Source organism: Streptococcus sp. HMSC057G03 (assembly GCF_001808745.1).
In the GTDB taxonomy this organism is placed as follows: domain Bacteria; phylum Bacillota; class Bacilli; order Lactobacillales; family Streptococcaceae; genus Streptococcus; species Streptococcus parasanguinis_Z.
In genome coordinates this window covers 54,858-77,918 of sequence record NZ_KV794426.1, presented here as the reverse complement: position 1 = coordinate 77,918, position 23,061 = coordinate 54,858, and the positions used below count along the sequence as shown (strand labels likewise).

General features: G+C 42.4%; 25 protein-coding genes and 2 tRNA genes. All 27 read right to left on the bottom strand.

Annotated elements, in window-relative coordinates; translation table 11 throughout:
• Positions 1-4: 4 nt before the first annotated feature.
• Entirely contained in the window at positions 5-1,255 is a 1,251-nt protein-coding gene (ilvA, locus tag HMPREF2686_RS06610) for a threonine ammonia-lyase IlvA (RefSeq protein ID WP_070449837.1), read from the bottom strand.
• Between the two features lie 76 nt (positions 1,256-1,331).
• Complete coding sequence (ilvC, locus tag HMPREF2686_RS06605; protein WP_003004157.1) at positions 1,332-2,354, bottom strand: ketol-acid reductoisomerase; 1,023 nt, start codon at positions 2,352-2,354, stop codon at positions 1,332-1,334.
• A gap of 66 nt (positions 2,355-2,420) precedes the next feature.
• Positions 2,421-2,897, bottom strand: coding sequence for an acetolactate synthase small subunit (ilvN, locus tag HMPREF2686_RS06600; RefSeq protein WP_003010242.1), 477 nt, complete (start codon positions 2,895-2,897; stop codon positions 2,421-2,423).
• Positions 2,890-4,590, bottom strand: coding sequence for an acetolactate synthase large subunit (locus HMPREF2686_RS06595; protein WP_003004603.1), 1,701 nt, complete (start codon positions 4,588-4,590; stop codon positions 2,890-2,892). Before HMPREF2686_RS06595 ends, ilvN begins: the two co-directional genes overlap by 8 nt.
• A gap of 188 nt (positions 4,591-4,778) precedes the next feature.
• Entirely contained in the window at positions 4,779-5,378 is a 600-nt protein-coding gene (locus tag HMPREF2686_RS06590; protein WP_070449833.1) for a response regulator transcription factor, read from the bottom strand.
• Position 5,379: 1 nt separating this feature from the next.
• Complete coding sequence (locus HMPREF2686_RS06585; protein WP_070449830.1) at positions 5,380-6,477, bottom strand: sensor histidine kinase; 1,098 nt, start codon at positions 6,475-6,477, stop codon at positions 5,380-5,382.
• Positions 6,474-7,214, bottom strand: coding sequence for an ABC transporter permease (locus tag HMPREF2686_RS06580; protein ID WP_070449828.1), 741 nt, complete (start codon positions 7,212-7,214; stop codon positions 6,474-6,476). The genes HMPREF2686_RS06585 and HMPREF2686_RS06580 overlap by 4 nt, the downstream gene beginning before the upstream one ends.
• Complete coding sequence (locus HMPREF2686_RS06575) at positions 7,183-8,100, bottom strand: ABC transporter ATP-binding protein (RefSeq protein ID WP_070449826.1); 918 nt, start codon at positions 8,098-8,100, stop codon at positions 7,183-7,185. Before HMPREF2686_RS06575 ends, HMPREF2686_RS06580 begins: the two co-directional genes overlap by 32 nt.
• A gap of 72 nt (positions 8,101-8,172) precedes the next feature.
• Complete coding sequence (locus HMPREF2686_RS06570) at positions 8,173-8,364, bottom strand: hypothetical protein (protein ID WP_070449824.1); 192 nt, start codon at positions 8,362-8,364, stop codon at positions 8,173-8,175.
• A 135-nt stretch (positions 8,365-8,499) separates the two neighbouring features.
• Positions 8,500-9,054, bottom strand: coding sequence for an SP0191 family lipoprotein (locus HMPREF2686_RS06565; RefSeq protein WP_070449821.1), 555 nt, complete (start codon positions 9,052-9,054; stop codon positions 8,500-8,502).
• Between the two features lie 283 nt (positions 9,055-9,337).
• On the bottom strand, positions 9,338-11,002 hold the full coding sequence (locus HMPREF2686_RS06560; RefSeq protein ID WP_014712937.1) for a DAK2 domain-containing protein: 1,665 nt from the start codon (positions 11,000-11,002) through the stop codon (positions 9,338-9,340).
• A gap of 2 nt (positions 11,003-11,004) precedes the next feature.
• Positions 11,005-11,370: an Asp23/Gls24 family envelope stress response protein gene (locus HMPREF2686_RS06555; protein WP_003004393.1), complete on the bottom strand. Its 366-nt coding sequence runs from the start codon at positions 11,368-11,370 to the stop codon at positions 11,005-11,007.
• A 310-nt stretch (positions 11,371-11,680) separates the two neighbouring features.
• Complete coding sequence (gene rpmB / locus HMPREF2686_RS06550) at positions 11,681-11,869, bottom strand: 50S ribosomal protein L28 (protein ID WP_001140948.1); 189 nt, start codon at positions 11,867-11,869, stop codon at positions 11,681-11,683.
• Between the two features lie 118 nt (positions 11,870-11,987).
• Positions 11,988-12,683 (bottom strand): LiaF transmembrane domain-containing protein, encoded by a 696-nt coding sequence (locus tag HMPREF2686_RS06545; protein WP_070449818.1) that lies wholly within the window; start codon positions 12,681-12,683, stop codon positions 11,988-11,990.
• Positions 12,684-12,687: 4 nt separating this feature from the next.
• Positions 12,688-13,134: a LytTR family DNA-binding domain-containing protein gene (locus HMPREF2686_RS06540; protein ID WP_031576497.1), complete on the bottom strand. Its 447-nt coding sequence runs from the start codon at positions 13,132-13,134 to the stop codon at positions 12,688-12,690.
• Between the two features lie 143 nt (positions 13,135-13,277).
• Complete coding sequence (locus tag HMPREF2686_RS06535; RefSeq protein ID WP_049471759.1) at positions 13,278-13,589, bottom strand: LiaF transmembrane domain-containing protein; 312 nt, start codon at positions 13,587-13,589, stop codon at positions 13,278-13,280.
• 199 nt (positions 13,590-13,788) lie between these two features.
• Positions 13,789-13,861 (bottom strand) — tRNA-Thr (locus tag HMPREF2686_RS06530).
• 46 nt (positions 13,862-13,907) lie between these two features.
• Complete coding sequence (locus HMPREF2686_RS06525) at positions 13,908-14,369, bottom strand: GNAT family N-acetyltransferase (protein WP_003017336.1); 462 nt, start codon at positions 14,367-14,369, stop codon at positions 13,908-13,910.
• A gap of 38 nt (positions 14,370-14,407) precedes the next feature.
• Entirely contained in the window at positions 14,408-15,193 is a 786-nt protein-coding gene (locus tag HMPREF2686_RS06520) for an ABC transporter permease (RefSeq protein WP_003017328.1), read from the bottom strand.
• A 1-nt stretch (position 15,194) separates the two neighbouring features.
• Positions 15,195-16,013, bottom strand: a complete 819-nt coding sequence (locus tag HMPREF2686_RS06515) for an ABC transporter permease (RefSeq protein WP_003017344.1) — start codon at positions 16,011-16,013, stop codon at positions 15,195-15,197.
• Position 16,014: 1 nt separating this feature from the next.
• Complete coding sequence (locus HMPREF2686_RS06510; protein WP_013904684.1) at positions 16,015-17,007, bottom strand: ABC transporter ATP-binding protein; 993 nt, start codon at positions 17,005-17,007, stop codon at positions 16,015-16,017.
• A gap of 359 nt (positions 17,008-17,366) precedes the next feature.
• Complete coding sequence (locus HMPREF2686_RS06505; protein WP_070449816.1) at positions 17,367-18,305, bottom strand: alpha/beta fold hydrolase; 939 nt, start codon at positions 18,303-18,305, stop codon at positions 17,367-17,369.
• An 84-nt stretch (positions 18,306-18,389) separates the two neighbouring features.
• Complete coding sequence (locus tag HMPREF2686_RS06500; protein WP_003004573.1) at positions 18,390-19,271, bottom strand: class II fructose-bisphosphate aldolase; 882 nt, start codon at positions 19,269-19,271, stop codon at positions 18,390-18,392.
• 344 nt (positions 19,272-19,615) lie between these two features.
• On the bottom strand, positions 19,616-20,065 hold the full coding sequence (locus HMPREF2686_RS06495) for a hypothetical protein (RefSeq protein ID WP_070449813.1): 450 nt from the start codon (positions 20,063-20,065) through the stop codon (positions 19,616-19,618).
• 80 nt (positions 20,066-20,145) lie between these two features.
• A tRNA-Leu gene (locus tag HMPREF2686_RS06490) sits at positions 20,146-20,231 on the bottom strand.
• Positions 20,232-20,355: 124 nt separating this feature from the next.
• Complete coding sequence (locus tag HMPREF2686_RS06485) at positions 20,356-21,969, bottom strand: CTP synthase (protein ID WP_070449810.1); 1,614 nt, start codon at positions 21,967-21,969, stop codon at positions 20,356-20,358.
• 173 nt (positions 21,970-22,142) lie between these two features.
• Positions 22,143-22,838, bottom strand: a complete 696-nt coding sequence (locus tag HMPREF2686_RS06480; protein ID WP_070449808.1) for a B3/B4 domain-containing protein — start codon at positions 22,836-22,838, stop codon at positions 22,143-22,145.
• Positions 22,839-23,061: the final 223 nt, after the last annotated feature.

Below are 23,061 nucleotides of genomic sequence, written 5' to 3'. Positions count from 1 at the left end.
ATACTCAGACCAGCATATTATAGAGAGTTTCATTGCCGTTCAAGTTAATGAAAGACGGATCAAAACGCTCAATACGATTGACCAAACCTGCATAGTCATGCTTATTGGCCAAAGTAACCCCAATCAAGACAGGGCCTGTTCCCTTACTAGCACGCTTGATGTATTCAAAACGTGTGATATCATCATTTGGCCCTAAGATATCATTTACAAATTCGCGAAGAGCTCCCGGACGTTGTGGGAAGTTGACGATAAAGTAGTGTTTGACCCCATCGTAGATCAAAGCCCGTTCTTCCATTTCAGGCATACGGTTGATGTCATTGTTCCCACCTGAGATAATACAACAAATGGTTTTCCCCTTGATGTATTCGCGCAAGATTTCAAGGGATGCCACACTGGCCGCTCCTGCTGGTTCAGCTACGATCCCTTGTTTGGAATAAAGATCAATCAAGGTCTCTGAAATCAAGCCTTCATCGACCCCAACCAAAGTTTCCACATGTTGACGGGTCACTTCATAAGTCAATTGTCCCACTTTTTGCACAGCAATCCCGTCTGCAAACTTATCGATTTCTGGTAATTTGACGGGACCACCTGCTTCAAAAGCAGCCTTCATGGAGCGCGCTCCTTCAGCCTCTACCCCGATGACTTCAATCCGAGGATCTGTTTCTTTGATATAGGTAGAAACACCTGAAATGAGGCCTCCTCCACCGACAGGGACAAGGACAGCATCAAAAGAAATCGATTCTTTTCGAGCTTCCTCAAGAATTTCATAGGCCACTGTTCCTTGGCCAGCCTGTACGTGTGGATCATCAAACGGGTCAATAAAGGTCCGTTTTTCTGCAAGAGTAAATTCTTGAGCCGCCTTAGCTGACGCGTCAAAAGTATCCCCAACTAACTTGATCGTTACATAATCCCCACCAAAGAATCGAACTTGACCGATCTTTTGTTGCGGTGTCGTAATCGGCATGAAGATGGTCGCTGGAATCTTCATTTCATTACAAGTATAAGCAACCCCTTGCGCATGGTTTCCCGCAGAAGCACACACTACACCACGCTCACGCTCTTCTTTTGAGAGTTGAGAAATTGCAAAATACGCTCCACGAATCTTGAACGAACGAACACGTTGGGCGTTTTCTTTTTTCAAATAAATCTTTGCCCCATATTTTTCAGATAAATAGTGGTCGTATTCAAGGGGCGTATTAACAACGACCCCTCTTAATATTTTATGGGCCTTAGCCACATCTTTTGCTGTTATCATTTCATACCTCTGTTGCTGTGTTTTGATGAAAAAAGCAAGCCAGGGTGTCCCAACTTGCTCAGTCTTCTACAGACAATTAGTTGTAGATTTTGAAGGCGTCATCGTCGTTTTGACCAACGAACGGCATTGCTTTACGTAATTCAGCACCAACTTTTTCAATTTCAAGTTCTTCAGCTTGTTTGCGGAAGGCTTTCAAACGTGGGAAACCAGCATCGTGGTCTTCAACAAATTCACGCGCAAACTTACCTGATTGGATATCAGCAAGGGCAGCTTTCATGTTTTCTTTTACTTCTGGACCGATGACACGTGGACCAGTTACGAAATCACCAAATTCCGCAGTATTTGAACATGATTGACGCATTTTCTTGAAGCCACCTTCGTAGATCAAGTCAACGATCAATTTCATTTCGTGAAGTACTTCGAAGTAAGCCAATTCAGGGGCATAACCAGCTTCTGTCAAAACTTCAAATCCAGCTTCGATCAAGCTTGTCAAACCACCCATAAGAACGGCTTGTTCACCAAACAAATCTTCTTCTGTTTCTTCTTTGAAGGTTGTTGAAAGAAGACCAACACGTGCTGAACCAACACCTTTTGCCCAGTCCATTGCGATATCTTTGGCATTACCAGTAGCATCTTGGTAGACAGCGTAAAGTGCTGGTACACCAAATCCTTCAGTGTAAGTACGACGTACCAAGTGACCTGGTCCTTTTGGTGCAACCATGAAGACATCTACGTCTTCAGGAGCTTTGATGTAACCAAAGTGGATATTGAAACCATGAGCAAATCCGAGAGCTTTACCAGCGCTCAAGTTTGGAGCGATTTCATCTTTGTAGATATCTTTTTGGATTTCGTCTGGTGCCAAGATCATGATGATATCAGCCAATTTAGTTGCTTCTGCAACTGGGTAAGCTTCAAAACCATCTTCTTTTGCTTTATCGAATGATTTACCAGGACGCACACCGATGATCACATCATGACCTGAATCACGCAAGTTTTGTGCGTGGGCATGACCTTGTGAACCGTAACCGATAACGGCGATCTTTTTACCATCAAGTGCTGGTACTTTAACGTCTTTTTCGTATTCCATTTGAACTGCCATAAGTAAAATCTCTTTTCTATTTTAATTTGCCTTTTTAAGGCGAGGATAACAATTTTCAGTCGAGAATTAATCTCGAGTAAACCCGGTTGCACCGGTACGAGCGATGTTTTTAATGCCATACGGACGAATAACCCGAATAAGGGCTTCGCTCTTTTCTGCATTTCCCGTCATTTGAACGGTGATAGAGCTTGGGGCCACATCGACCACGGTCGCACGGAAAGGTTGAATAATGGCCAAGATTTCTGCCCGCTTCTCAGCTGGTGCAGAAACTTTCACCAGGATCACTTCGCGCTCCAAGTGTGGTTTATCAGTGATATCCCGGACACGGATCACATCCACTTGGCGGTTGAGCTGTTTGATGATTTGCTCTACTTCATCATGCGAAGCAACATCAATGATAATGGTAATCCGCGATACATTAGGGTTTTCTGTTGCGCCAACAGAGATGCTTTCGATATTGACTTGACGTCTCGACAAGACTCCAGTAAAGCGGTTCAGAACACCTGAGCGGTTTTGAAGTTTGGCTGTTAACATTCTACGCATTAAACTTCACCCCCAACATCTCATGATTACTCTTACCAGCTGGTACCATCGGCAAGACATGCTCTTTCCGAGAAATATCTACTTCGATGAACATTGGTACATCTTCTGTGATGACTTCCAAATCCTTCTCAAGAGTTTCAGGATTATCAAATTTATAATTCTTGATCCCATAAGCTTGCGCCATCAATTGGAAATCCGGAAGGCTATCAAAGACTGACTCTGACGTCCGACCATCATAGAAGGCTTCTTGCCATTGACGGACCATCCCAAGCGAGTGGTTGTTGAGCATAACGACCTTGATCGGAACCTTATAAATATTTAAGATCGCCAATTCTTGGTTGGTCATTTGGAAACCACCATCTCCGACAAAGAGAACAACTTCTTTATCTGGATTGGCAATTTTCGCTCCGATAGCTGCAGGAACACCGAATCCCATCGTTCCTAGACCACCAGATGTTACCAATTGGCGCTCATTTTGGTAAGGATAGTATTGAGCTGCCCACATTTGGTGTTGTCCAACGTCTGTGACGACAATAGCGTCCCCCTTGGTCAACTCTCCAATGCGTTCAATCACAGCTTGTGGCTGCACAACCCGTTCTTTCTTGTCGTATGAACGAACTCGGTTCTTATCTTGGGTCACCTTTTCGATCCATTTTTCTGTGTTGTTATGAACCGTCGGCTCTGCTAGCAACTGCTGCAAGGCCTTCTTTGCATCGCCAACAACAGGAATGTCGACAGCAATGATCTTCCCAATCTCTGCAGGATCAATGTCGATATGGGCAACCTTAGCATTTTTAGCGAAAGTCTTTGGATTCCCTGTCAAACGGTCATCAAATCGACAACCAACACTGATCATGAAATCCGTCTCTGTCATAGCGATATTGGCCGCGAAGGATCCGTGCATTCCTCCCATCCCTAGGAAAAGAGGATGACTGGTCGCAATCGTTCCTTGACCTAAAAGACTAGTCACTACTGGAATCTGATAGCGCTCTGCTAGAGCAATCAACTCTTTTGCAGCTCCAGCGTAACTCACGCCACCACCAGCAAGAAGAACTGGTTTTTTAGCCTTACTCAATTGCTTCAAAATCTTTTTGATCTGCAATTCATTGGGTTCAATGGTAGGCTGGTAGCTTGGAAGCTTCACACTTGGTTCATAGATAAAATCTGTCTCTAAAGCAGACACATCCTTTGGAAGGTCAATTACCACAGGGCCAGGACGGCCGGTCGTCGCAATATGGACAGCTTCTGTGATAATTCGTGGAATATCTGCCGTCTCACGTACTTGATAGTTGTACTTGGTGATGGGCATGGTAATTCCCACGATATCCGCTTCTTGAAAGGCGTCTTTCCCGATCCCAGCACGATTGACTTGACCAGTGAAGACTAATAAGGGAACGCTATCGCTCATGGCATCTGCAATCCCTGTAATGGCATTTGTAGCCCCCGGTCCACTAGTGACGACTGCGACACCCAGCTTTCCAGTTGATTTAGCGTAGCCTTCAGCCTCATGCAAGCATCCTTGTTCATGACGACCCAAGATATGCTGGATACCCTCAAAGCTATAGATGGCATCGTATAAAGGCAAAACCGCTCCACCAGGATAACCAAAAATCGTGTCAATGCCCAAATCACGCAGGGTTTCAAGAACGAGCTCTGAACCGGTTTTTGCAGTTTCTAAGGTAATTTTCTCCATGTCTCTCCTTTCCAGTACTTTGTATATCAAATTAGCATGCTACTATCATACCATTTTTAGAAAATATTTCAAGGAAAAATAGTAAATTTTCTGAATTTTCTATCCAAATTCGAATAATGAGAGTTTTTCTAAAAATGCTAGGTCTATCAGAAAAAAAGTCTCTAGGAAATCCTAGAAACTTTTCTTCCTTATAACCAACCCTTTTCATGGGCAATTTTTGCTGCCTCAGTCCGGTTTTCCGCATCCAATTTGGTCAGAATGGTTGACATATAATTGCGGATGGTCCCGTTTGAGAGAAATAAGCGATCAGCAATTTCTTGGTTAGAAGCCCCTTTTGCGACTTCTTTTAAAACTGCCTTTTCTTGAGGGCTCAGAGGATTGGGATGGGTCAAGATCCCTTCCATTAATTCAGGCGAATATTCTTTTTGCCCTGCTAAAACTGCATGAAGAGTCGCCATCAAATCCGTAATGCGGCGTTCTTTTAAGACATAGGCATCGACTCCAGCTTTGAGAGCCCGCTCAAAATAGCCCGGCCGCTTAAAGGTGGTAACGATGACGACCTTGAGCTGGGGTTGTTGATTTTTGGCCCATTCCAACACTTCTAACCCAGTTTTAATGGGCATTTCGATATCTAAAATCGCAATATCGACTGGATGTGTTTCGAGTAAACGAATGGCCTCTTGCCCATCGCCAGCCTGCAAGACATCTTCCACATCCTCTTGCAGGAGCAAGAGCTGGCAGAGCGCATCGCGCAACATACTTTGGTCTTCAGCAACTAATAAGCGCATCTTATTTCCTTTCTTGATAGGGGATCCGTATTTCTATGCGGGTTGGCTTGTGACGACGACTGATCTCTAACTCTCCTCCCAATAAGGCAATCCGTTCGCGAATCGAGTGCAGGTCTTTGTCAGAGACTTTGTCAAATCCGATGCCATTATCTTCTGCGACCATTTCCACACCTGTCTCGCTGGAGCGATAAGAGAGAAGGGCTTGCGTCGCTTTGGCATGTTTGATCATATTAGTGGCTAATTCCAGAGATACCATAGCCAGAGCAGATTCTAGGATCGGCGAGATGCTGGCTGTATCAAGCTCATTTTGAATCTCCACTTTTACTTGCGCTACTTCCAGCATTTGCTTGACGGTTTCTAGCTCCCTTGCCAGGGTTCGCTGCTTCAAGTTCTCGACAATCTCTCGGACTTGGTGCATGGACTCTTGACTGATGGCTTGAATCTCTTGCACCTGCTCCTGGGCCTTCTCAACCTGACCCAATGCCAAGAATTGATCGGCTAGGTCCGCCTTGACACTGAGCATGGCAAAGGTGTGTCCTAGACTGTCATGCAGATCACGGCCAATCCGATGGCGCTCGTTTTCTGCCAGCAAAAGATTGATCTGGGCATTTTGCTTGGCGTGGTCAGCTTTCAACTCTTCCATCATCTCAGCCCGGGCCATACTATAGGTCATAATCGCGATGAACAGGCAGATGATCAGTACAAAAAGCCAATCATTTTCTCTCATCTCCCTATTAAATAACAGGGCTCCAAAAAGGATCAGTAGTGATCCAACAGCCGTCCAAAGAAAGGGCGAGCGAAAATCGCGAATCCCTAAACGATAGAGCAAAATATTGCTCAGATAATAGTAAAACCAACAAAAGCTAGTTCCAACAAAAAAGGTATTTCCTGCAATATACAGCAGAAGATAAATCCAAAAAAGCCAGGTCAGTTTCTTATTTTCAGTAATGAGGATTCCTAGATAGCTTATCATAAAGAAGATGGCTAAAAAGAAATGCCACCAGGGAATCTGCCCCAAGAAAATAGAAGCAAAGGGAAAGGCCATAAAGATTAAGCCTACGTAAAACATATGGTGAATATGTTTGAGTTTTTCAATCATGAACGAACCTCAGAATGACGACGATAGACGATAACAAGGGCAAACAAGACCAGGGTAAACAAGGTTAAATAGGCACTCGCAAAGACATTAACCTGCCCCTTGTTTAAAAAGGTCTTAATCAGTTCCATCAATTGATAGGTTGGCAGGCATTTGCCGATGGCTTGCATCCATTCTGGAAAGAGACTAATGGGCATCCACAGTCCACCCATGACAGCCAGTCCCATGTAAAGGAGATTGCCCACAACAGACATCAATTGACTAGAAGGAAGCAGGGTCAAGACCAGACCGATCGCTACAAAAGCTAGGCTCCCTAGGATGAGAATAAAGGCTGCTAAGACCCAATCCTGTAGGGACATATTCACATGCCGCACCACATGGCCCACGGTAAAGACAACTCCAATCGATAGGAGAAAATCGACAAAGAGACCCACAACCTTTATTAGATAATATTCTACCATAGATACGGGGGTATGGTGCAAGACTTTTTGCCAATTATTGAGTCTATCGGTTTCAAGAACGGTTGGAAAAGAAAAGATAGCCGTAGACATCATGGAAAAAGCCGTCATGGAGAGGAGATAATCCCTCATAAAGTGAGCGGGGGCCCCTGGCGTGTCCTGGTACATCCCTGAAAAGAAGAGATAAAAGGCCGTGGGCATCCCAATTGATAACAAGTAATAAATAGCTTGGCGACTGGTCAAATGCCACTCAACCACGCCGAGAGCTTTCATGCGTTTCATCTTCTCTACCTACTTCCTTTGTATTTTCAAAAATAGAATCCAATAAACTTCGATTGGTTACTTCGATTTCTTGGATCGAACATCCTTCTTCTTGCAATCGCCTCCACAAACGATTAGCATCGCCTGTCACAACCTGAAGGGCATCGGGTTTAATGACCACTTCACCAACGTCTTTCATCTCTGCCACTAGAGCTTGATAGCGCAAAGGCAGGGTAAAATGTTTTTCTACCTCTTCGCTTCTCATAGCTAGTGGCGTCGTATCCCGAAGCAAATGCCCCTGATGCAAGACCAAAATTCGATCGGCCGTGTGCTCTACTTCCTCGATGTAATGGGAAGAATAGACAATGGTTACACCTTGATCCTTTAAATGCCCAACAATCTCCCAAAAGCGTTGGCGAGTGGACGTATCCATTCCCGCAGTTGGCTCATCTAAGAACAGTAAGCTAGGACGACCAATCAAGGTTAGAACAAAAGATAAGAGACGCTTTTGACCACCAGACAACTTACTAGCCAATTGCTTCTTTTGTTCTGAGCTAAAACGTAATAAATCATCGATTTCTTCCCCTGTTAAGGGTTGGGGATAAATAGAGCGAAAGAAGTTGATCAGTTCCTGCACGGTTAACTTTTGAACGATGGCATTCTCTTGAGGGAGATAGGTTACACTAGCCTTCAACTGAGGATGACCAGGAGCCTTCCCCTCTACTTCAATGATCCCAGAAGTCGCCTTCCTATCTCCCAGAAGACAGTTCATCAAGGTTGTTTTCCCAGCTCCGTTTGGCCCGATCAAGGCCAGACAATCCCCCCGTTCAACCGCAAAAGAAAGATCTTCTAGGATCACCTTTCCTTTGATACTTTTGTTCAAGTTCTCTACTCTAATGACGCTCATGATACTCTCCTTTCAAGCAGGCTTGGCTAGCTGGAATGTTGACAAAAACAACCAAGGTCACTCCCGTTTTGTTCATTGCTCCATTTCCTTTTTAACCGCCTTGACCATTTTCAAAACTTCCTGGACTGCCCAGCTCATGATGCCAAGCCCAGCAAATAATTCCCAAGGAAAATGGTAATAGAGACTATCATCCTTTGAAAAGATCAAATAGACGACCATCCCCACCACTGTTAACGTAAACACTTTATAGAACCATTGTTTCATTTTTCCTTACCTCTTACTTTCTGACTATATTATAGCGAAAGAAAATAACAGCCACTAGATAATTTTGTCACTCGCTCACATGACAAAAGTCACTAAAAAAAGCCAAGTGACTTCACTCGACTTTTTCTATTCTTCTTACTGACCTTCTTCTTTCATGCCATGCAGTTTCAAGGCCTTGACCAAGGCATCTGCCTTCATGTTTTTCAAATCATTGAGACCAGCATCTTTGAAGTAAGAAATTTCTTCTAGAGACTTGGCGTCAATTTGGTTGAGGTCAATCACACTGGTTGAGAGCAATTTTTTCTCTGGTGTGACTGTGTATTCCAAACTAAAACCGGGAACGGTTTTTAGCTTCTTATAGTCTTCATTTTGCTCCAGCAAAGCTTGAATGGCTGCCGTGAGCTCTTCAGGTGACTTCTCTGCTGCGATAGTTCTAAGTTGTTGGGGCAGATCAGCTGTCACTTCGATACGAAGGTTTTCAACCTTATCTCCCTTAGATTTGATGATATCCCGGTGTTTTGTTCCATTGATATCTCCTACTAAGGTTGTGGTTTTTTCTTCATTTTTTACTTCTTTTTTAACAGTGGAACTGCTAGATGAGCTAGCGGTTGTAGTTTTCTTCGTTTGGGATTGCGAACAACCAGTCAATACCAAAATGGCTAGCCCAAGGGTTACAAAAAATTTCTTCATTTTTATAACTCTCCTTTCACATACTGATACCAGTATAACATATCGCGTCTTTCTTGTCTAAAAACTCCACTTCTCAAACCATTTCCCCCTCTTTTCAAGCTCTTCAATTTGAATAAAAAACTGATGAATTTGAGACTTTTTGCAGAAACCCCTTTTTCTCACGAATAAAGCCTCAGTGGAGGGTTCACTTCAGTCTCAATCCCTCTGAATCACGCTGATTTCATAGGGAATCTCCTCGTTTTTCTATATACAAAAAAGGTTCCGAAAGGAACCTTCTGTTCAATTATTCTACACTAAACAAGTATGGGTAGACAGGTTGGCCACCTTGGTGGATTTCTACTTCTACATCTTCGTATTTTTCAGCAAGGGCTTGGGCCAATTCATTTGCCAACTCCTCACTGCCGTCTTCACCGACATAGATGGTCACAATTTCACTGTCTTCATCCAACATATGAGCGAATGTTTCTTCCAAGGTTTCCATCATATCTGGATTTGAAACAACGATTTTGCCATCGACCATTCCAAGATTATCATTTTCATGGATTTCAAGCCCATCAATAGTGGTATCGCGAACCGCTGTTGTCACACTACCAGACGCAACATCACCCAATGAAGCGCTCATGCGTTCGTAGTTTTCTTCGATCGACTTGCTTTCATCAAAGGCAAGAAGACTAGTCAATCCTTGAGGGATAGTCTTGGTCTCAACAACTGCTGCAGGTTGATCAATCACTTCTGCTGCAGATTGAGCCGCCATCAAGATATTTTTGTTGTTTGGCAAGATAATGATGTTGCGCGCATTCAACTCTTCAACCGCTTTGACAAAGTCTTCTGTTGATGGGTTCATGGTTTGACCACCAGAGATGATGTAATCAACTCCTTGCGCTTTAAAGATATCAGCCAATCCGTCACCAGCAACTACTGCGATGATGGCATATTCTTTTTCTTCAACTGGTTTGGCTTGACGTTCTTCTTTTTCAACTTGCGCTTCGTGTTGGTTGCGCATGTTGTCGACTTTCACCTTGACCAAGCTTCCGTACTTAAGACCTTCTTGCATGACAAGACCTGGATCTTCTGTATGGACGTGAACTTTGACAATCTCATCGTCATTCACCACCAATAGGGAATCCCCAAGGTTGTTCAAATAGTTACGGAATTCATCGTAATCGAAGTCTTTGACATAGGTTGGACCTTGTTTCAAAGCGACCATGATTTCTGTACAGTAACCAAACTTGATGTCTTCAGTAGCCACATGGCCAGCAACTGACTTGTGGTGTTCTGCATTGATCATTTCTGACATGGTTGCAGGTGTTGCTTGGAACTCTTCAGAAGCAATAAATTCACCTGTCAAGGCTGACAAGAATCCTTCATAGATGAAGACCAACCCTTGACCACCAGAGTCTACCACGCCAACTTCTTTCAAGACTGGCAACATATCTGGAGTCTTCGCAAGAGCAGTTTTAGCTCCTTCAAGAGCGGCACGCATAACTTCTACTGCATCGTTGGTAGATTCTGCTTTTTTCTTAGCCCCGATAGCTGCCCCACGAGAAACCGTCAAAATGGTTCCTTCAACCGGCTTCATAACAGCTTTATAAGCAACTTCTACCCCAGATTGGAAGGCTGCTGCAAGTGCTGCTCCATCCAATTCTTCTTTGTCTTTGACACTTTGAGAAAATCCGCGGAACAATTGAGAAGTGATGACTCCTGAGTTCCCACGCGCACCCATCAAGAGACCTTTAGCGAAGATCCCTGCCGCTTCTCCAACAGTTGATGCAGAACGGTCAGATACTTCTTTGGCCCCATTTTCGATGGTCATTCCCATATTAGTCCCTGTATCTCCATCTGGTACAGGAAAGACGTTCAAAGAGTTTACATATTCCGCTTGTTTATTTAAGCGCGTAGCCCCCGCTTGAACCATTTCTTGAAATAAACTTGTAGTAATATTAGCCACGATTATTCTCCCACAATCTTGATATTTTGAATATAGACATTCACAGTATCCGTAGTGATTCCAAGTTGATTTTCCAAACTAAATTTCACACGTTCTTGAATATTTTTTGAGACTTCGCTAATCTTTGTTCCATAGCTCAAAACAGTGTAAACATCAACTGCGATAGTTCCTGCTTCCGTTGTTTTGACAACAACACCTTTAGAGAAGTTTTCTTTCCCTAGGAGGGCTTGGAAATTATCTTTGATCGCATTTTTGCTGGCCATTCCAACCACACCGAAGATCTCAGTAGCGGCACCGCCTACAACAGTTGCGATAACCTCATCAGTCAATTCAATTTGACCGTCCTTTGTATTGATTTTTACTGTCATAATTTCTACCTCAAAAGTATTTTATATTCTATTTTACCATAAAAGAGATCAGCTGTAAAAGGGTAGGGACTATTCTTCTCCCGCTGTGACAGCTGTCTCTAGAGAAAAAGAAAAGGGAGTGGGAAAGAACTCCGTAAAATAAAAAAAGTTGAAAAGGTTCCCCAAACCTTTTCAATTTTTCCACCCCCGCACAGTTGATTAGGAAGTACGAATGTTTCAAACATGAGTAGTTCCAATCAACCACTGCGTCATGCTACTATTCCTATCAAAAGCGAAGGCTGGACACTTTATGCCCAGCCTTCTTTCTTTATTAAACGCGTTCTACTTTACCAGATTTCAATGCACGAGCTGAAGCCCAAACTTTTTTAGGTTTACCATCGATAAGGACAGTTACTTTTTGAAGGTTTGGTTTTACGGCACGTTTTGTTTGGTTCATAGCGTGTGAACGGTTGTTACCTGATACAGTCTTACGACCTGTGAAATAACATACTTTAGCCATTTCTGTGTTTCCTCCTATTAGATCTAATATAACGGATGTGCTAGCACCACATACCGTACTATATTACCAAAAAAAATCTCTCTTGGCAAGCTTTTGGCCAAAGTTTTTCATTTCCGACTTAAGAAAACGAATTCGCTCCGACATAGATAATTTCCAGATTTCCTAAGGAAACATCGCCCGTAATGTAGAAATCCTTGCTAGTAAGAGCACTTGGATTTTCCTGATGTTGGATCGCTGAGAGGGAATTATCCACATTTACATGGACGCGCCAATCGCTTGGTACATAGAGGCTCAGACTCCCAAGGGAAACATCGACAACAAACTGAGCAGAAGGACCCTCAATCCGGCAATTATCAAAATAAACCGATGCTTCTCCCATACTTACATCTGCACTTCCGTGGGTAAAGTGTTGGTCATTGAGATATTTTGTCACTGTTGAAAAAGTGACATCGATGTCATTGCCATCCGACTTATTCATGGATCCAGCAGAATAGGAAGCTAGGCGGGCTTTTGTTTTCTTAGAGGGTTTAAACAAAATGTTGAGCCCAATCACAGCGAGAATTGAGGAAAGGATGACAACTGAATTTGAAACTGGGAGGAAATGGTATTGCCCATTGAGACAAAAGAGGGCTAAAAGTCCATAGATGAAGCCCCAACCAAAATGGCGTTTTAAGAAACTAGAGAGGGACAGGACGGCAAGCAAGGTAACCCAAGCTAAGGTCCAGATGCTGATGTCCCATTTTACAAAATAGCCCTGTAAAAGGATTAAGGCTGCTAAAAGGATTAAGAATACTCCGATTAATTTTTTTCTCATGATATTACCTCATTTCATTTAGTCGTTCTTTTAAGAGTTGATAGTAGCGTCTAGATACGTGAACCTGCTTATGGGTCTGGTAGAAATTGACCGTGCTGGTCCCTGAAAAAGACTTTTCCAGAGAATAGATCTGCTTGGTGTTGACAATGGTGGATTTGGATATCCGACAAAAGGCGATGGGAAGCAGCTCCTCCAACTCGTAGAGCTTCTGCTTGACCTCATAGGCCTCGTCCTTGGTGTGCCCAAAAATCTTCTCCCCGTCCGTCTCAAAAAAGAGGATCGATGCCACATCCAGAAAATACTCACTTCGATCCTTGTAAAAGGCCAAAGGAGCAACCTTTTGTTCGAGGATTCTCTCTTGCAGCTGGGTCAACTCCGGGGTCAAGCGCGGAGCTCGAATCAAGATCTCAGGCTCGTCCATAGATGGATCCAATTCGATTCTAACTTTCATAAAACTCCTTTCCCAACGTTTTGATAGTACCATTATAACAGCTGTTGAAAACAAAACAAGGGCTTTTCAGTAAGTGGCACGTTTTCCCCATCAAGAGGTAGTTTTTGAGAAGTAAAAAAGCTGATCAAGTGACCAGCCCTCCTTTATTTATTGCTTTCCTTGTCCGGTAAAAGAAAACTAAGACCTACGCAAGCGAGCACACCTGCTGTGATGACCAGACCATTTGAAACCGGCAGGACATCGTAAATCGCATTTGCGATCATAAATGCGATCAAGGCGCAGATAACACTTGCCTTGTAATCTTTTTTCAAGAGATTTTCAAGTGTAAAGAATGCAAATAAGAGAACAGGAAATAGGGGCCAGATGTTCACATCGAGCTTTGGAAAACCAACCATTCCCATTGTGACAACCGCAAGAGCAACCAAAATAAATCCAAGTCCAAGTAGTTTTTTCATCATCATATACCTCATTTTGATTATTCGGAAGTATTCTTCCTTTGATGATTCTATGATAGCAGAGAGCTCCTACGGAGACAAGGACTTTTGACTAAGTGGTCAAAAATGGCGCCTATGTGGTCAAAAGAAGGAGCGAGACCGAACGAATATGTGATCACCATTATTCATCGTCTCGCTCCTTCAAAGCAGATTTTTTCTATGCCGATTGCAGGGATCGAACCTGTGACCTACGCGTTACGAGTGCGTTGCTCTACCAACTGAGCTAAATCGGCGATTACCTTCTTAGTATAGCACTCTGATAGCGGATGTCAAGCACTTTTAGTTGATCTTTTTAATCAGAATCTGACATGGATTCTGTGGATCCCATAGTTGCGGAAAAATCTCTAATTTTTTAAAACCAAGACTGCGATAAAAGACATTTGTTCGGTCATAATCTTTATTTGAACCTTCTGCGACTGTTTTGACCTGTAGGTAGTCCACTTGTTTGACTGCTTCTCTTTCTATAGTCGTAATTAATTCCCTTCCAATTCCTTGACCTTGGAATGATTTTTTCACGCCTAGACAGTCAATTTCAGCACAATCTTCACTCGAATATGATAAACTTATAAACCCTACTACATCACTTTCTTGATAAGCAGCCCAAACTCGTAAATCCTTAGCTCCTTCAATGTAGGCTTGCGTGCTTTCTGGTATTCCAAACCATTCTGGCAAATCCCTTAAAATCTCAGCGACAACTGCCATTTTTTGATCTTCACCCTTGACTTCTTTAATTACAAACATCATAAGTTCCTTTCCTGATTTTAGTCTTACTTTACCTCTTACGAACCAGCACTTTCGTAGGCATCCAATCCCCTGTCCCAAAGTTTGAGGGAAATAACAAAGAAAACAAGGGAAATCAGAATCAAACCACCAATATTAAAGAGTCCATCCTTGTCCTGCAAGAAATAGCTGGCAGGATAGTAGGCCGTAAAGGCGAAAGGTACAATAAAGCTAATTAACCAACGAAGGAGCGAATTGTAAATAGAAATAGGATACTTGGCAAAATCATTAAACATATAGAAAATGTAAATCATGGCACCTGACTGCTTGGTCCAAAAAGCGATGCTGGCTGTTGCAATTTTCAAGGAAGTATAAATCAAGGTCGCAAAAGGAATACAAACTAGAAAAATCAGGAATTTTGGAAGAGTCCAAGCAATGCTAGTCGCCGTTGTCGCTAGTAAAATTCCACCGACCAAAAGTTCACCCAAGGCATCAATCTGAAAGGTCTCAACGAGTATGTGAAAGAGAGGATTGATAGGACGAGTCAGATACTTGTCAAACTCCCCTTTTCGAACTAGTCGTTGACCTAAAGCCCATAGATTGTCAAAAAAGAGATGATCTAGTCCCTTTGGAATTAAGGAAAATCCATAGATAAAGGCAATTTCTTGAAAAGTCCAACCTTCTAGGGAGGGAATGTGTTGAAAGATGACATTGAGAAACAAGAGGTTCAGGCCTTGAGTCAGAAAGACTCCCAACACACCAACCACAAAATCTACCTTGTATTCCATGATTTGCTTGATGTACTGTCTGATAAAAATCAGATGCATGCGTTGATATTTTTTCATACTAACCTCCCTGAATGGTGATAAATGACTGGACTCGTTTCCAAATCAACTGAGACAAGCCCACCATCACTATAAGCCAGAAAAGCTGAAGCAAAAGTGCTTGAAGAATCTGACTAGCATCGTATTTCCCAACAATAATCATGACCGGAGTGTAAATTAAGGATGAGAAAGGTAAGAAGGACAGAATATCTGAAATGACCTTTGGAAAGAAAGCCAAGGGAATCAAACTCCCAGACATAAAGGCCACTATGGAAGTCTTAAGTAGGTTGGAACCCCAAAGATTTTTAAATACAAAGGCTGAAAATCCAAAGCAGATATTAAAGAAAAAGTTAATCAGATAGGCCAGCGTTAAGCTAAAAAGATAAAGGGTAGTTAGTCCCAGCACTTCTACAATCCCTTGCCCAGATAAGATTTTCATCAAAACAATGACACTTAAAAATGGCAGTCCAACAGAGATAAAAATCAACCACTTGGAACCAAGCTCCGTAAAGAGGTAAGAAGCCGCAAAATGCACTGGTCGCAACAAGCGCATGATAATGGAACCATCCTTGACCTCATCACCAATCATAAAGGAAGAATCCGACCTAGTCAGAAGATTAGTCACAAAACTCATGATGATGTAGAGGGTGATATCCGCCATACTGAAGCCCTGAATCAAAGGCTCCTGGGAGGAATCAAAGACAGCCTTCCATAGATAAAAAGCCACAAAAGCACCCATGACATCGCCAATCCGATAAAGAATAAAGTTGACTCGATAGCTAATCAACTCCTGAATCCCTGCATTGATAAAGGGTTTATAACGTCTCCACAATTTGACCATCTTAGAGCTCCTTTCGATAGAAGCGACGGATAATATCTTCAATATCCGTATCTACCATCTTCAAATCACGGACCTCAAAATCAGATAAGGTTTGCTTGATAATATCGGCCGACTGGTAGCGGGAACTATCGAATTCAATATTGAGAGTATTTCCTTGTCTATCAATGGACATATCAGGCAAACCCTCATAATGAGAGACTAGATGATTTTGACCTGGCGTCAGGTCAAAGGAGAGAGTCTTCATCTTTCCAAATGTCTCCTTGAGCTGGCTAACCGTTCCATCAAAAATCTCTTGCCCCTTATCAATCATAAAAATCCGATCACAGAGTTGCTCAATATCACTCAAATCATGAGTAGTCAAGAGAATAGTTGTCTCTTCCTCCTGATTAATCTGGGTAATGGCCCGACGAATGTTGTCCTTGACCGACACATCCAAACCAATAGTCGGTTCATCTAAAAAGAGAACTTTGGGATTGTGAAGCAAGGAAGCCGCAATATCCGCCCGCATCCGTTGACCTAGTGAAAGAGTCCGCACAGGATCCTTGATAAATTCCTTCAAATCCAAAACTTCATTCAAAAAGTCCATGCGCTTATGGAAAAGCGAGTCCGGTACATCATAGATCTCTTTCAAAACCGTGTAGGTCTCTTGCAGAGCCAAATCCCACCATAACTGGGTGCGTTGTCCGAAAACGACTCCAATATCCTTGACATAATCTTGGCGATTATCCTGCGGAATCTTGCCGTTAATCCGACAAAAGCCAGATGTGGGCTTCAAAATTCCTGTCAGCATTTTGATGGTGGTTGACTTCCCAGCACCATTTGCCCCGATAAATCCTAAAATCTGCCCTTTTGGAACTTCAAAAGTTAAATCCTTGACCGCTTCAAAGGTCTGCTTTTCAGGATGAATAAAGGAGCGCAAGGCTCCCTTTAACCCCGGCTCCTTAACTGTCTTCACAAAATTTTTCCGAAGATGTTGCACTTCTATCATTGCCATATCTATCTCCCTATCGTAAGAAGCAACATTGTATTTTTGACTACAAATATTCTAAATCCTTACTTTCTACACTTACTCAATATTATTACAGAAGGCTTTATACCAACCTATTATAATCTAATAAAAAAAGGAATGCAAGCGTTTGCTTATAGATTATGAAATTAGAGATTTCTCTCTTAAAATGAAACTTTTAATCAAAAATTCTGTTAAATAGTTTCCTTAAGACACCAAAAAACCTGCCCTTAGGGGCAGGCTTATTGTTAAGAAAAAGAATTTTTTTAATCGAGAAAATTAACGATTCTACTGTTAATCCTTCAGCATTTAATTATTATCATCAGTCTCAATGGATTTTTAAGCCCTCAATTATTCTCTAAAAATTCTTTAATACGAGAAACAATAGCATCGCTTTGATAATGATAGAGGTCGTGAGGCGCATCCATATAGTCGACTTGAACATTAGACTGGTCGCTTGCAAATCTCTCTGCATAACGTTGCCACTCTGATTGGCTAAAGGTCGTGCCTTCACCGTTAGAAACCCGGAGTAAGGCTGGAATTTTCGGATTAATGCTAGATGGAACTTTCTTGGCATTTTCCTTTGCCAAACGGGATTCATGAAGCATGGCTTGTGACATCAACTGCTTATATGCTAGTAATTTATATTGTTGTCGTTCAGTTTCAGTCAGAGTTGGATTTTTTATATAAAAGGACTCAGGGAAATAGCGTAATAAGCCAATCTTACTGCTCCAATAAGCCACAGTAAGCAAGGCCTGATTATCCTTTAAATCTTCATAACTCGCTGGCAAGGCCCAATCCAGGCCAATCAAAGCCTTCACTTCATTCGGATATTTCTCTTGCCAAGCAAGACTCTCTAAACTAGCCATTGAATGCGAAACAATCACATAAGGTCCTGAAACATGAGCTTGTGCCAAAGCTTGACGGGTCTCAGAAAGGACCTCCATCACATCTCTTGAACGATCACTATCTTCACTAAAACCATACCCTGCTCGCTCCACGACAACAACTTTGTATTTTTTGGATAGGGAATCTGATAGATTCTTAAAGTCTAGGACAGGGGAAGCGATACCCGCACCTGAAAGAAAAACGATTATTTGAGGCCCTTCTCCTTTAATAGAGACATTCATTCGATGTCCATTGACTGTAACTTGTTTACCAATGGGTGTGAGAAGCTTACTTTCATTTCGTAAACTGAATTGATGGAAAACAAATGTAGCACCTAAAAAGAGCAGGAGAAAGCCACAAACGATCCAGCTCCACAGTTTGAATTTTTTCATAGGCATATTGTACAAAAATTAACCTCTGGAAGCAACCTTTCTCAAACAAAAAAACAAGATCCACATGGGACCTTGCTTTCCTGTTTTTAATTAAGCTTTGCCTTCTGAACCGAATACGTCGATACGTTCTTCAACAGCTGCTGTAATTGCTTCGAAACCTGGTTTCAAGAATTTACGTGGGTCGAAGAGTTTCTTCTTGTCGTATTCTGCTTCGTTTGCATCGTATTCACGTACGAATTGACGAGTAGCATTTGCAAATGCGATTTGGCATTCAGTGTTAACGTTAACTTTTGCAACACCAAGTTTGATAGCTGCTTGGATTTGATCATCAGGGATACCTGATCCACCGTGCAATACGATTGGGAATCCTGGAACAGCTTCAGTCAATTTTTGCAAGTGGTCAAGGTGAAGACCTTTCCAGTTTGCTGGGTAAGGACCGTGGATGTTACCGATACCTGCAGCCAAGAAGTCGATTCCTGTAGCAACCATTGCTTTAGCATCTTCGATTGGTGCCAATTCACCGTCACCGATGATACCGTCTTCTTCACCACCGATAGTACCAACTTCAGCTTCTACTGAGATACCTTTAGCATGAGCTTTTTCAACGACATCTTTCGCCAATTTAAGGTTTTCTTCAACTGGAAGGTGTGAACCGTCAAACATGATTGAAGTGTAACCAGCTTCGATACATTCAAGAGCATCGTCGTAGTGACCATGGTCAAGGTGAATAGCAACTGGTACAGTAATACCCATTGATTCTACAAGGTTTTCAATAAGGGCTTTACATACTTTGTAACCACCCATGTATTTAGCAGCACCCATAGAAGTTTGGATAAGTACTGGAGCTTTCTTAGCTTCTGCTGCACGCAAGATAGCTTGAGTCCACTCAAGGTTGTTTGTGTTAAATCCACCAACTGCATAACCATTGTCACGAGCTGCTTGGACAAATTTTTCTGCTGAAACGATTGCCATTTGTTATAGGCCTCCTATAAATTTTTGTGGGGTTAATCCCACTTACATTGTTTATTTTATCACTTTTTAGATGAAATTGCTAGCTTTTCCTGTAGCTTTAAGCGATTTCTTCCGATAAATAGGACGGAATCTCCTATCTCCTAAGACTCTCATCCTAGCAAACAAGTAAAGGAAGCTGGGACAAAAGTCCTAGCCTCTCAGTTATCTTTGAATTGTCGAGCAAGACGCAGTGGTTGAGTGGGCTCTACTACGCTGCTTTCATCAGCTTTTACAGCCCTACACAACTGTGCGGAGGTGGGGCGACGAAATCGAATTCTAACGAATTACCGATTTCTGTCCCACTCTCAATTCTCTTCTTTAATTTTTTTTAGCGAAAGGAGAAAGGCGATCCCGCAAATCACAAGGAGTACTGCTACAACCCATTGAGAATAGAAATAAGCAGCAAATAATTGACTGTCGGTGAACATTTTTCCAAAAAGCCCCTTTACCAAACCCTCAAGAAAGGGAATATTCTCACCCACAGCAAGGATTGCCGCAAGAAAGAGAATACTGCCCGCTATCAAAAAAAGATGAAGAATCCATTTTTTGATTCTTTTTTCATCTCTGAGCAGATTCTTAGAAGCAATCGCCACTAAAAAAATGAAAACATTCCATATGTTTAAGGCGATAAAATATCTAAAAGTATCCTTGTATGCGCCTATCGCCATAGCTAAAATCATAATAGGACCGAAAAAATTAATGGCACTTCCCAATAGTGCAAAGAGGCCATCGACCAAAACAAGATACTTCTTCATGTTCTCACCTCATCTCACACCTATTCTACCACAAAGAAATTTAAAAACAAAAAAAGATAGCCAAAGCTATCTTGATCCGATGCGGAGAGAGGGACTTGAACCCTCACGACCTAAAGCGGTCACAGGATCCTTAGTCCTGCGCGTCTGCCAATTCCGCCATCCCCGCGATTGAGTACTTTACTAGTATATCAATCAACAACTTTTTTGTCAAGATTTTTTTCAAACTTTTTTCAGAGTTTGTCATTTTTTCACAAAAAGGGAGCAGGTCTATAGACCTGCTCCCTTGATTTTTATTTGCTATTGTGGTTTTCAACTGCCGCTGTGATAAAGGCTGTGTAAAGTCCTTCTGGGCGGTTTGGACGGCTTGACAATTCTGGGTGGTATTGGCAAGCGACAAAAAATTTGTTTTCTGGGATTTCAACGATTTCGACCAAACGGTTGTCTGGTGAAACGCCTGAGAAGACAAAACCTGCTTCTTCGAACTGTTCACGGAAAGCATTGTTAAACTCATAACGGTGACGGTGGCGACGTTGTACCACTTCTTGATTGTCATAGGCAGCAGCTGCTTTTGATCCTCGTTTGAGTTTAGATGGGTAAAGACCGAGACGGAGCGTTCCTCCCATATCTTCCACATCGATCTGGTCTCGCATGATATCGATAATCGGATACTTGGTTTCTGGATCCAATTCGGATGAATTAGCTCCTTCCAAGCCTAAAACGTGACGGGCAAATTCGATACAGGTTAACTGCATCCCCAAGCAGACACCCAACATTGGGACGTCCTGTTCACGCGCATACTTGATGGCTTGAATTTTTCCTTCTGTTCCCCGTTGACCAAAACCACCTGGGACGATGATTCCATCAGCATCTCCAAGGAGTTCTGCCACATTTTCGGCTGTCACATCATTGGCATTGACCCAATTAATCTTGACTTCTGCATCATTGGCATACCCTGAGTGCTTCAAGGCCTCAACGACAGAAATGTAGGCATCTTGCAATTCTACGTATTTTCCAACCAAGGAAATCTTGACCTGTTTCTTAAGGTTCATGACCTTGTCGACCATCGCAGACCATTCTGTCATATCTGCTGCAGGAACATCCAATTTCAAATGGTCACAAACGATTTGGTCCATATTTTGTGCTTGCAAGTTCAATGGGATTTGGTATAAATGTTCCACATCAAGTGACTCGATGACAGCTTCTGGTGCGACATCACAGAATTGAGCCAACTTGTTCTTAATTCCTTGACCAGCTGGTTTTTCTGTACGAATGACCAACATATTTGGTTGAATCCCAAGACCACGCAATTCTTTCACAGAGTGTTGCGTCGGCTTGGTTTTCATTTCTCCCGCAGCTTTCAAGTAAGGAAGAAGAGTGGTGTGGATGTACATAACGTTTTCAGCACCAACATCTGCCTTCATTTGACGAAGAGCTTCAAGGAATGGAAGGGACTCAATGTCTCCAACTGTTCCCCCGACTTCTGTGATGATGACATCTGAATCCGTCGTTGTCGCTGCTCGTTTGATCTTTTCTTTCAAAGCATCTGTAATATGAGGAATCACCTGTACAGTCGCGCCCAAGTATTCCCCACGACGTTCCTTGCGAAGGACTTCGCTATAAATTTTCCCTGTTGTCACATTTGAGTACTTATTCAGATTGATATCAATGAAGCGTTCATAGTGACCAAGGTCCAAGTCTGTCTCTGCGCCATCGTCTGTGACAAATACTTCCCCGTGTTGGTAAGGGCTCATCGTCCCTGGATCGATATTGATATAAGGGTCAAATTTTTGGATCGTCACTTTCAATCCACGATTTTTGAGCAAGCGACCAAGACTTGCTGCGACAATCCCTTTCCCGATGGATGATACGACACCACCCGTGACAAAAATATATTTTGTTGACATGTGCTTTCCTCTTCTTCTAATGTTGTAGAGGCCATTCCTCTTTGCAGAAAAAACAAAAATAGCTCCCTAATCCTTAGGGAGCTCCGACCTCAAAATGAGGTGCCCGAACAATATCTTACCGCAAATGGTCTACTTTGTCAAATTGAAAATTTCATGAAAATAATTTTCGCTGTTTACACGACCTTTTCCACTCCATTTTGTGTGACGAGAAATTTCTCAAATTGAAGCTGAGGCATGCAAAGAGCAAGGTCCTTGTGGATTCGTTCTAGCGCTTCTAAACGCATCTCGACTGACGTCTCGGTATTTCCTTGGATGACAAAGAGGGCGTTTTGCGTAGTCTCCTCAAATTTGTAATGGTCACTATCGCGTACATCCAACCAAGCCAGAACTCCTTTTTGATCCCGGTAGACAGGATCTGTCGGTGCGACATGTTTTTCACTAGAAAGGATAGGGAGAAAGAGATCGTCTCTTTGACTCACTGTAAATTCAATCGGTCCCTCAATCTTATCTAGGTCATGTCCTCCGATCGCGAGAAAAGACTTCAGAGATTCGACATTATAGATATCGATGATGCTATTGATCTGAGGAAGAGCACCTCGATGCTGGATGTTTCGGATAAGAGCTAGGACTGTTGGGGGATTTTTCTTGATGCTACGCCCTACTTTTTGCAAGAGGTCTGTATAACCTGTAACAACCGCTGAATCTGAGACTTCTTCCAGTCGACACTGGAGCGCCCATTGTTCAACTGCTTTCTTCTTTTCAAGAAAAGAAGGGGGCAAAACTGCTTGGGGATCTACATTTCTAGCAATTCCGACCACAACCGTATCAATACCAAGAGCTACTAAACTTTGATCTAAACGAAAGTCCATCTGAACACCTCCTATTTTGGAATCCTTACACGTTTATCATACATCATTTCACCACTTTTATCAATGCAAACAAAAAGAAACAAGGAACAATTGGTTTTTTTTCAGAAGATAGATAAACTATTTTTATTGACATATGAGTCAATAAATTACTTGCAAACCATCCTCTACTTTTGAAAAATCAAAGGATATTCTGAAACTTTCCGCCGTGAGAAAAGTGCCTGAA

Excerpts from the sequence above, each read along its gene's own strand:
- ilvA (WP_070449837.1), bottom strand. The coding sequence starts at position 1,255 with ATGATAACAGCAAAAGATGTGGCTAAGGCCCATAAAATATTAAGAGGG.
- ilvC (WP_003004157.1), bottom strand. The coding sequence starts at position 2,354 with ATGGCAGTTCAAATGGAATACGAAAAAGACGTTAAAGTACCAGCACTT.
- ilvN (WP_003010242.1), bottom strand. The coding sequence starts at position 2,897 with ATGCGTAGAATGTTAACAGCCAAACTTCAAAACCGCTCAGGTGTTCTG.
- HMPREF2686_RS06595 (WP_003004603.1), bottom strand. The coding sequence starts at position 4,590 with ATGGAGAAAATTACCTTAGAAACTGCAAAAACCGGTTCAGAGCTCGTT.
- HMPREF2686_RS06590 (WP_070449833.1), bottom strand. The coding sequence starts at position 5,378 with ATGCGCTTATTAGTTGCTGAAGACCAAAGTATGTTGCGCGATGCGCTC.
- HMPREF2686_RS06585 (WP_070449830.1), bottom strand. The coding sequence starts at position 6,477 with ATGATTGAAAAACTCAAACATATTCACCATATGTTTTACGTAGGCTTA.
- HMPREF2686_RS06580 (WP_070449828.1), bottom strand. The coding sequence starts at position 7,214 with ATGAAACGCATGAAAGCTCTCGGCGTGGTTGAGTGGCATTTGACCAGT.
- HMPREF2686_RS06575 (WP_070449826.1), bottom strand. The coding sequence starts at position 8,100 with ATGAGCGTCATTAGAGTAGAGAACTTGAACAAAAGTATCAAAGGAAAG.
- HMPREF2686_RS06570 (WP_070449824.1), bottom strand. The coding sequence starts at position 8,364 with ATGAAACAATGGTTCTATAAAGTGTTTACGTTAACAGTGGTGGGGATG.
- HMPREF2686_RS06565 (WP_070449821.1), bottom strand. The coding sequence starts at position 9,054 with ATGAAGAAATTTTTTGTAACCCTTGGGCTAGCCATTTTGGTATTGACT.
- HMPREF2686_RS06555 (WP_003004393.1), bottom strand. The coding sequence starts at position 11,370 with ATGACAGTAAAAATCAATACAAAGGACGGTCAAATTGAATTGACTGAT.
- rpmB (WP_001140948.1), bottom strand. The coding sequence starts at position 11,869 with ATGGCTAAAGTATGTTATTTCACAGGTCGTAAGACTGTATCAGGTAAC.
- HMPREF2686_RS06545 (WP_070449818.1), bottom strand. The coding sequence starts at position 12,683 with ATGAGAAAAAAATTAATCGGAGTATTCTTAATCCTTTTAGCAGCCTTA.
- HMPREF2686_RS06540 (WP_031576497.1), bottom strand. The coding sequence starts at position 13,134 with ATGAAAGTTAGAATCGAATTGGATCCATCTATGGACGAGCCTGAGATC.
- HMPREF2686_RS06535 (WP_049471759.1), bottom strand. The coding sequence starts at position 13,589 with ATGAAAAAACTACTTGGACTTGGATTTATTTTGGTTGCTCTTGCGGTT.
- HMPREF2686_RS06525 (WP_003017336.1), bottom strand. The coding sequence starts at position 14,369 with ATGTTTGTAATTAAAGAAGTCAAGGGTGAAGATCAAAAAATGGCAGTT.
- HMPREF2686_RS06520 (WP_003017328.1), bottom strand. The coding sequence starts at position 15,193 with ATGAAAAAATATCAACGCATGCATCTGATTTTTATCAGACAGTACATC.
- HMPREF2686_RS06515 (WP_003017344.1), bottom strand. The coding sequence starts at position 16,013 with ATGGTCAAATTGTGGAGACGTTATAAACCCTTTATCAATGCAGGGATT.
- HMPREF2686_RS06510 (WP_013904684.1), bottom strand. The coding sequence starts at position 17,007 with ATGGCAATGATAGAAGTGCAACATCTTCGGAAAAATTTTGTGAAGACA.
- HMPREF2686_RS06505 (WP_070449816.1), bottom strand. The coding sequence starts at position 18,305 with ATGCCTATGAAAAAATTCAAACTGTGGAGCTGGATCGTTTGTGGCTTT.
- HMPREF2686_RS06500 (WP_003004573.1), bottom strand. The coding sequence starts at position 19,271 with ATGGCAATCGTTTCAGCAGAAAAATTTGTCCAAGCAGCTCGTGACAAT.
- HMPREF2686_RS06495 (WP_070449813.1), bottom strand. The coding sequence starts at position 20,065 with ATGAAGAAGTATCTTGTTTTGGTCGATGGCCTCTTTGCACTATTGGGA.
- HMPREF2686_RS06485 (WP_070449810.1), bottom strand. The coding sequence starts at position 21,969 with ATGTCAACAAAATATATTTTTGTCACGGGTGGTGTCGTATCATCCATC.
- HMPREF2686_RS06480 (WP_070449808.1), bottom strand. The coding sequence starts at position 22,838 with ATGGACTTTCGTTTAGATCAAAGTTTAGTAGCTCTTGGTATTGATACG.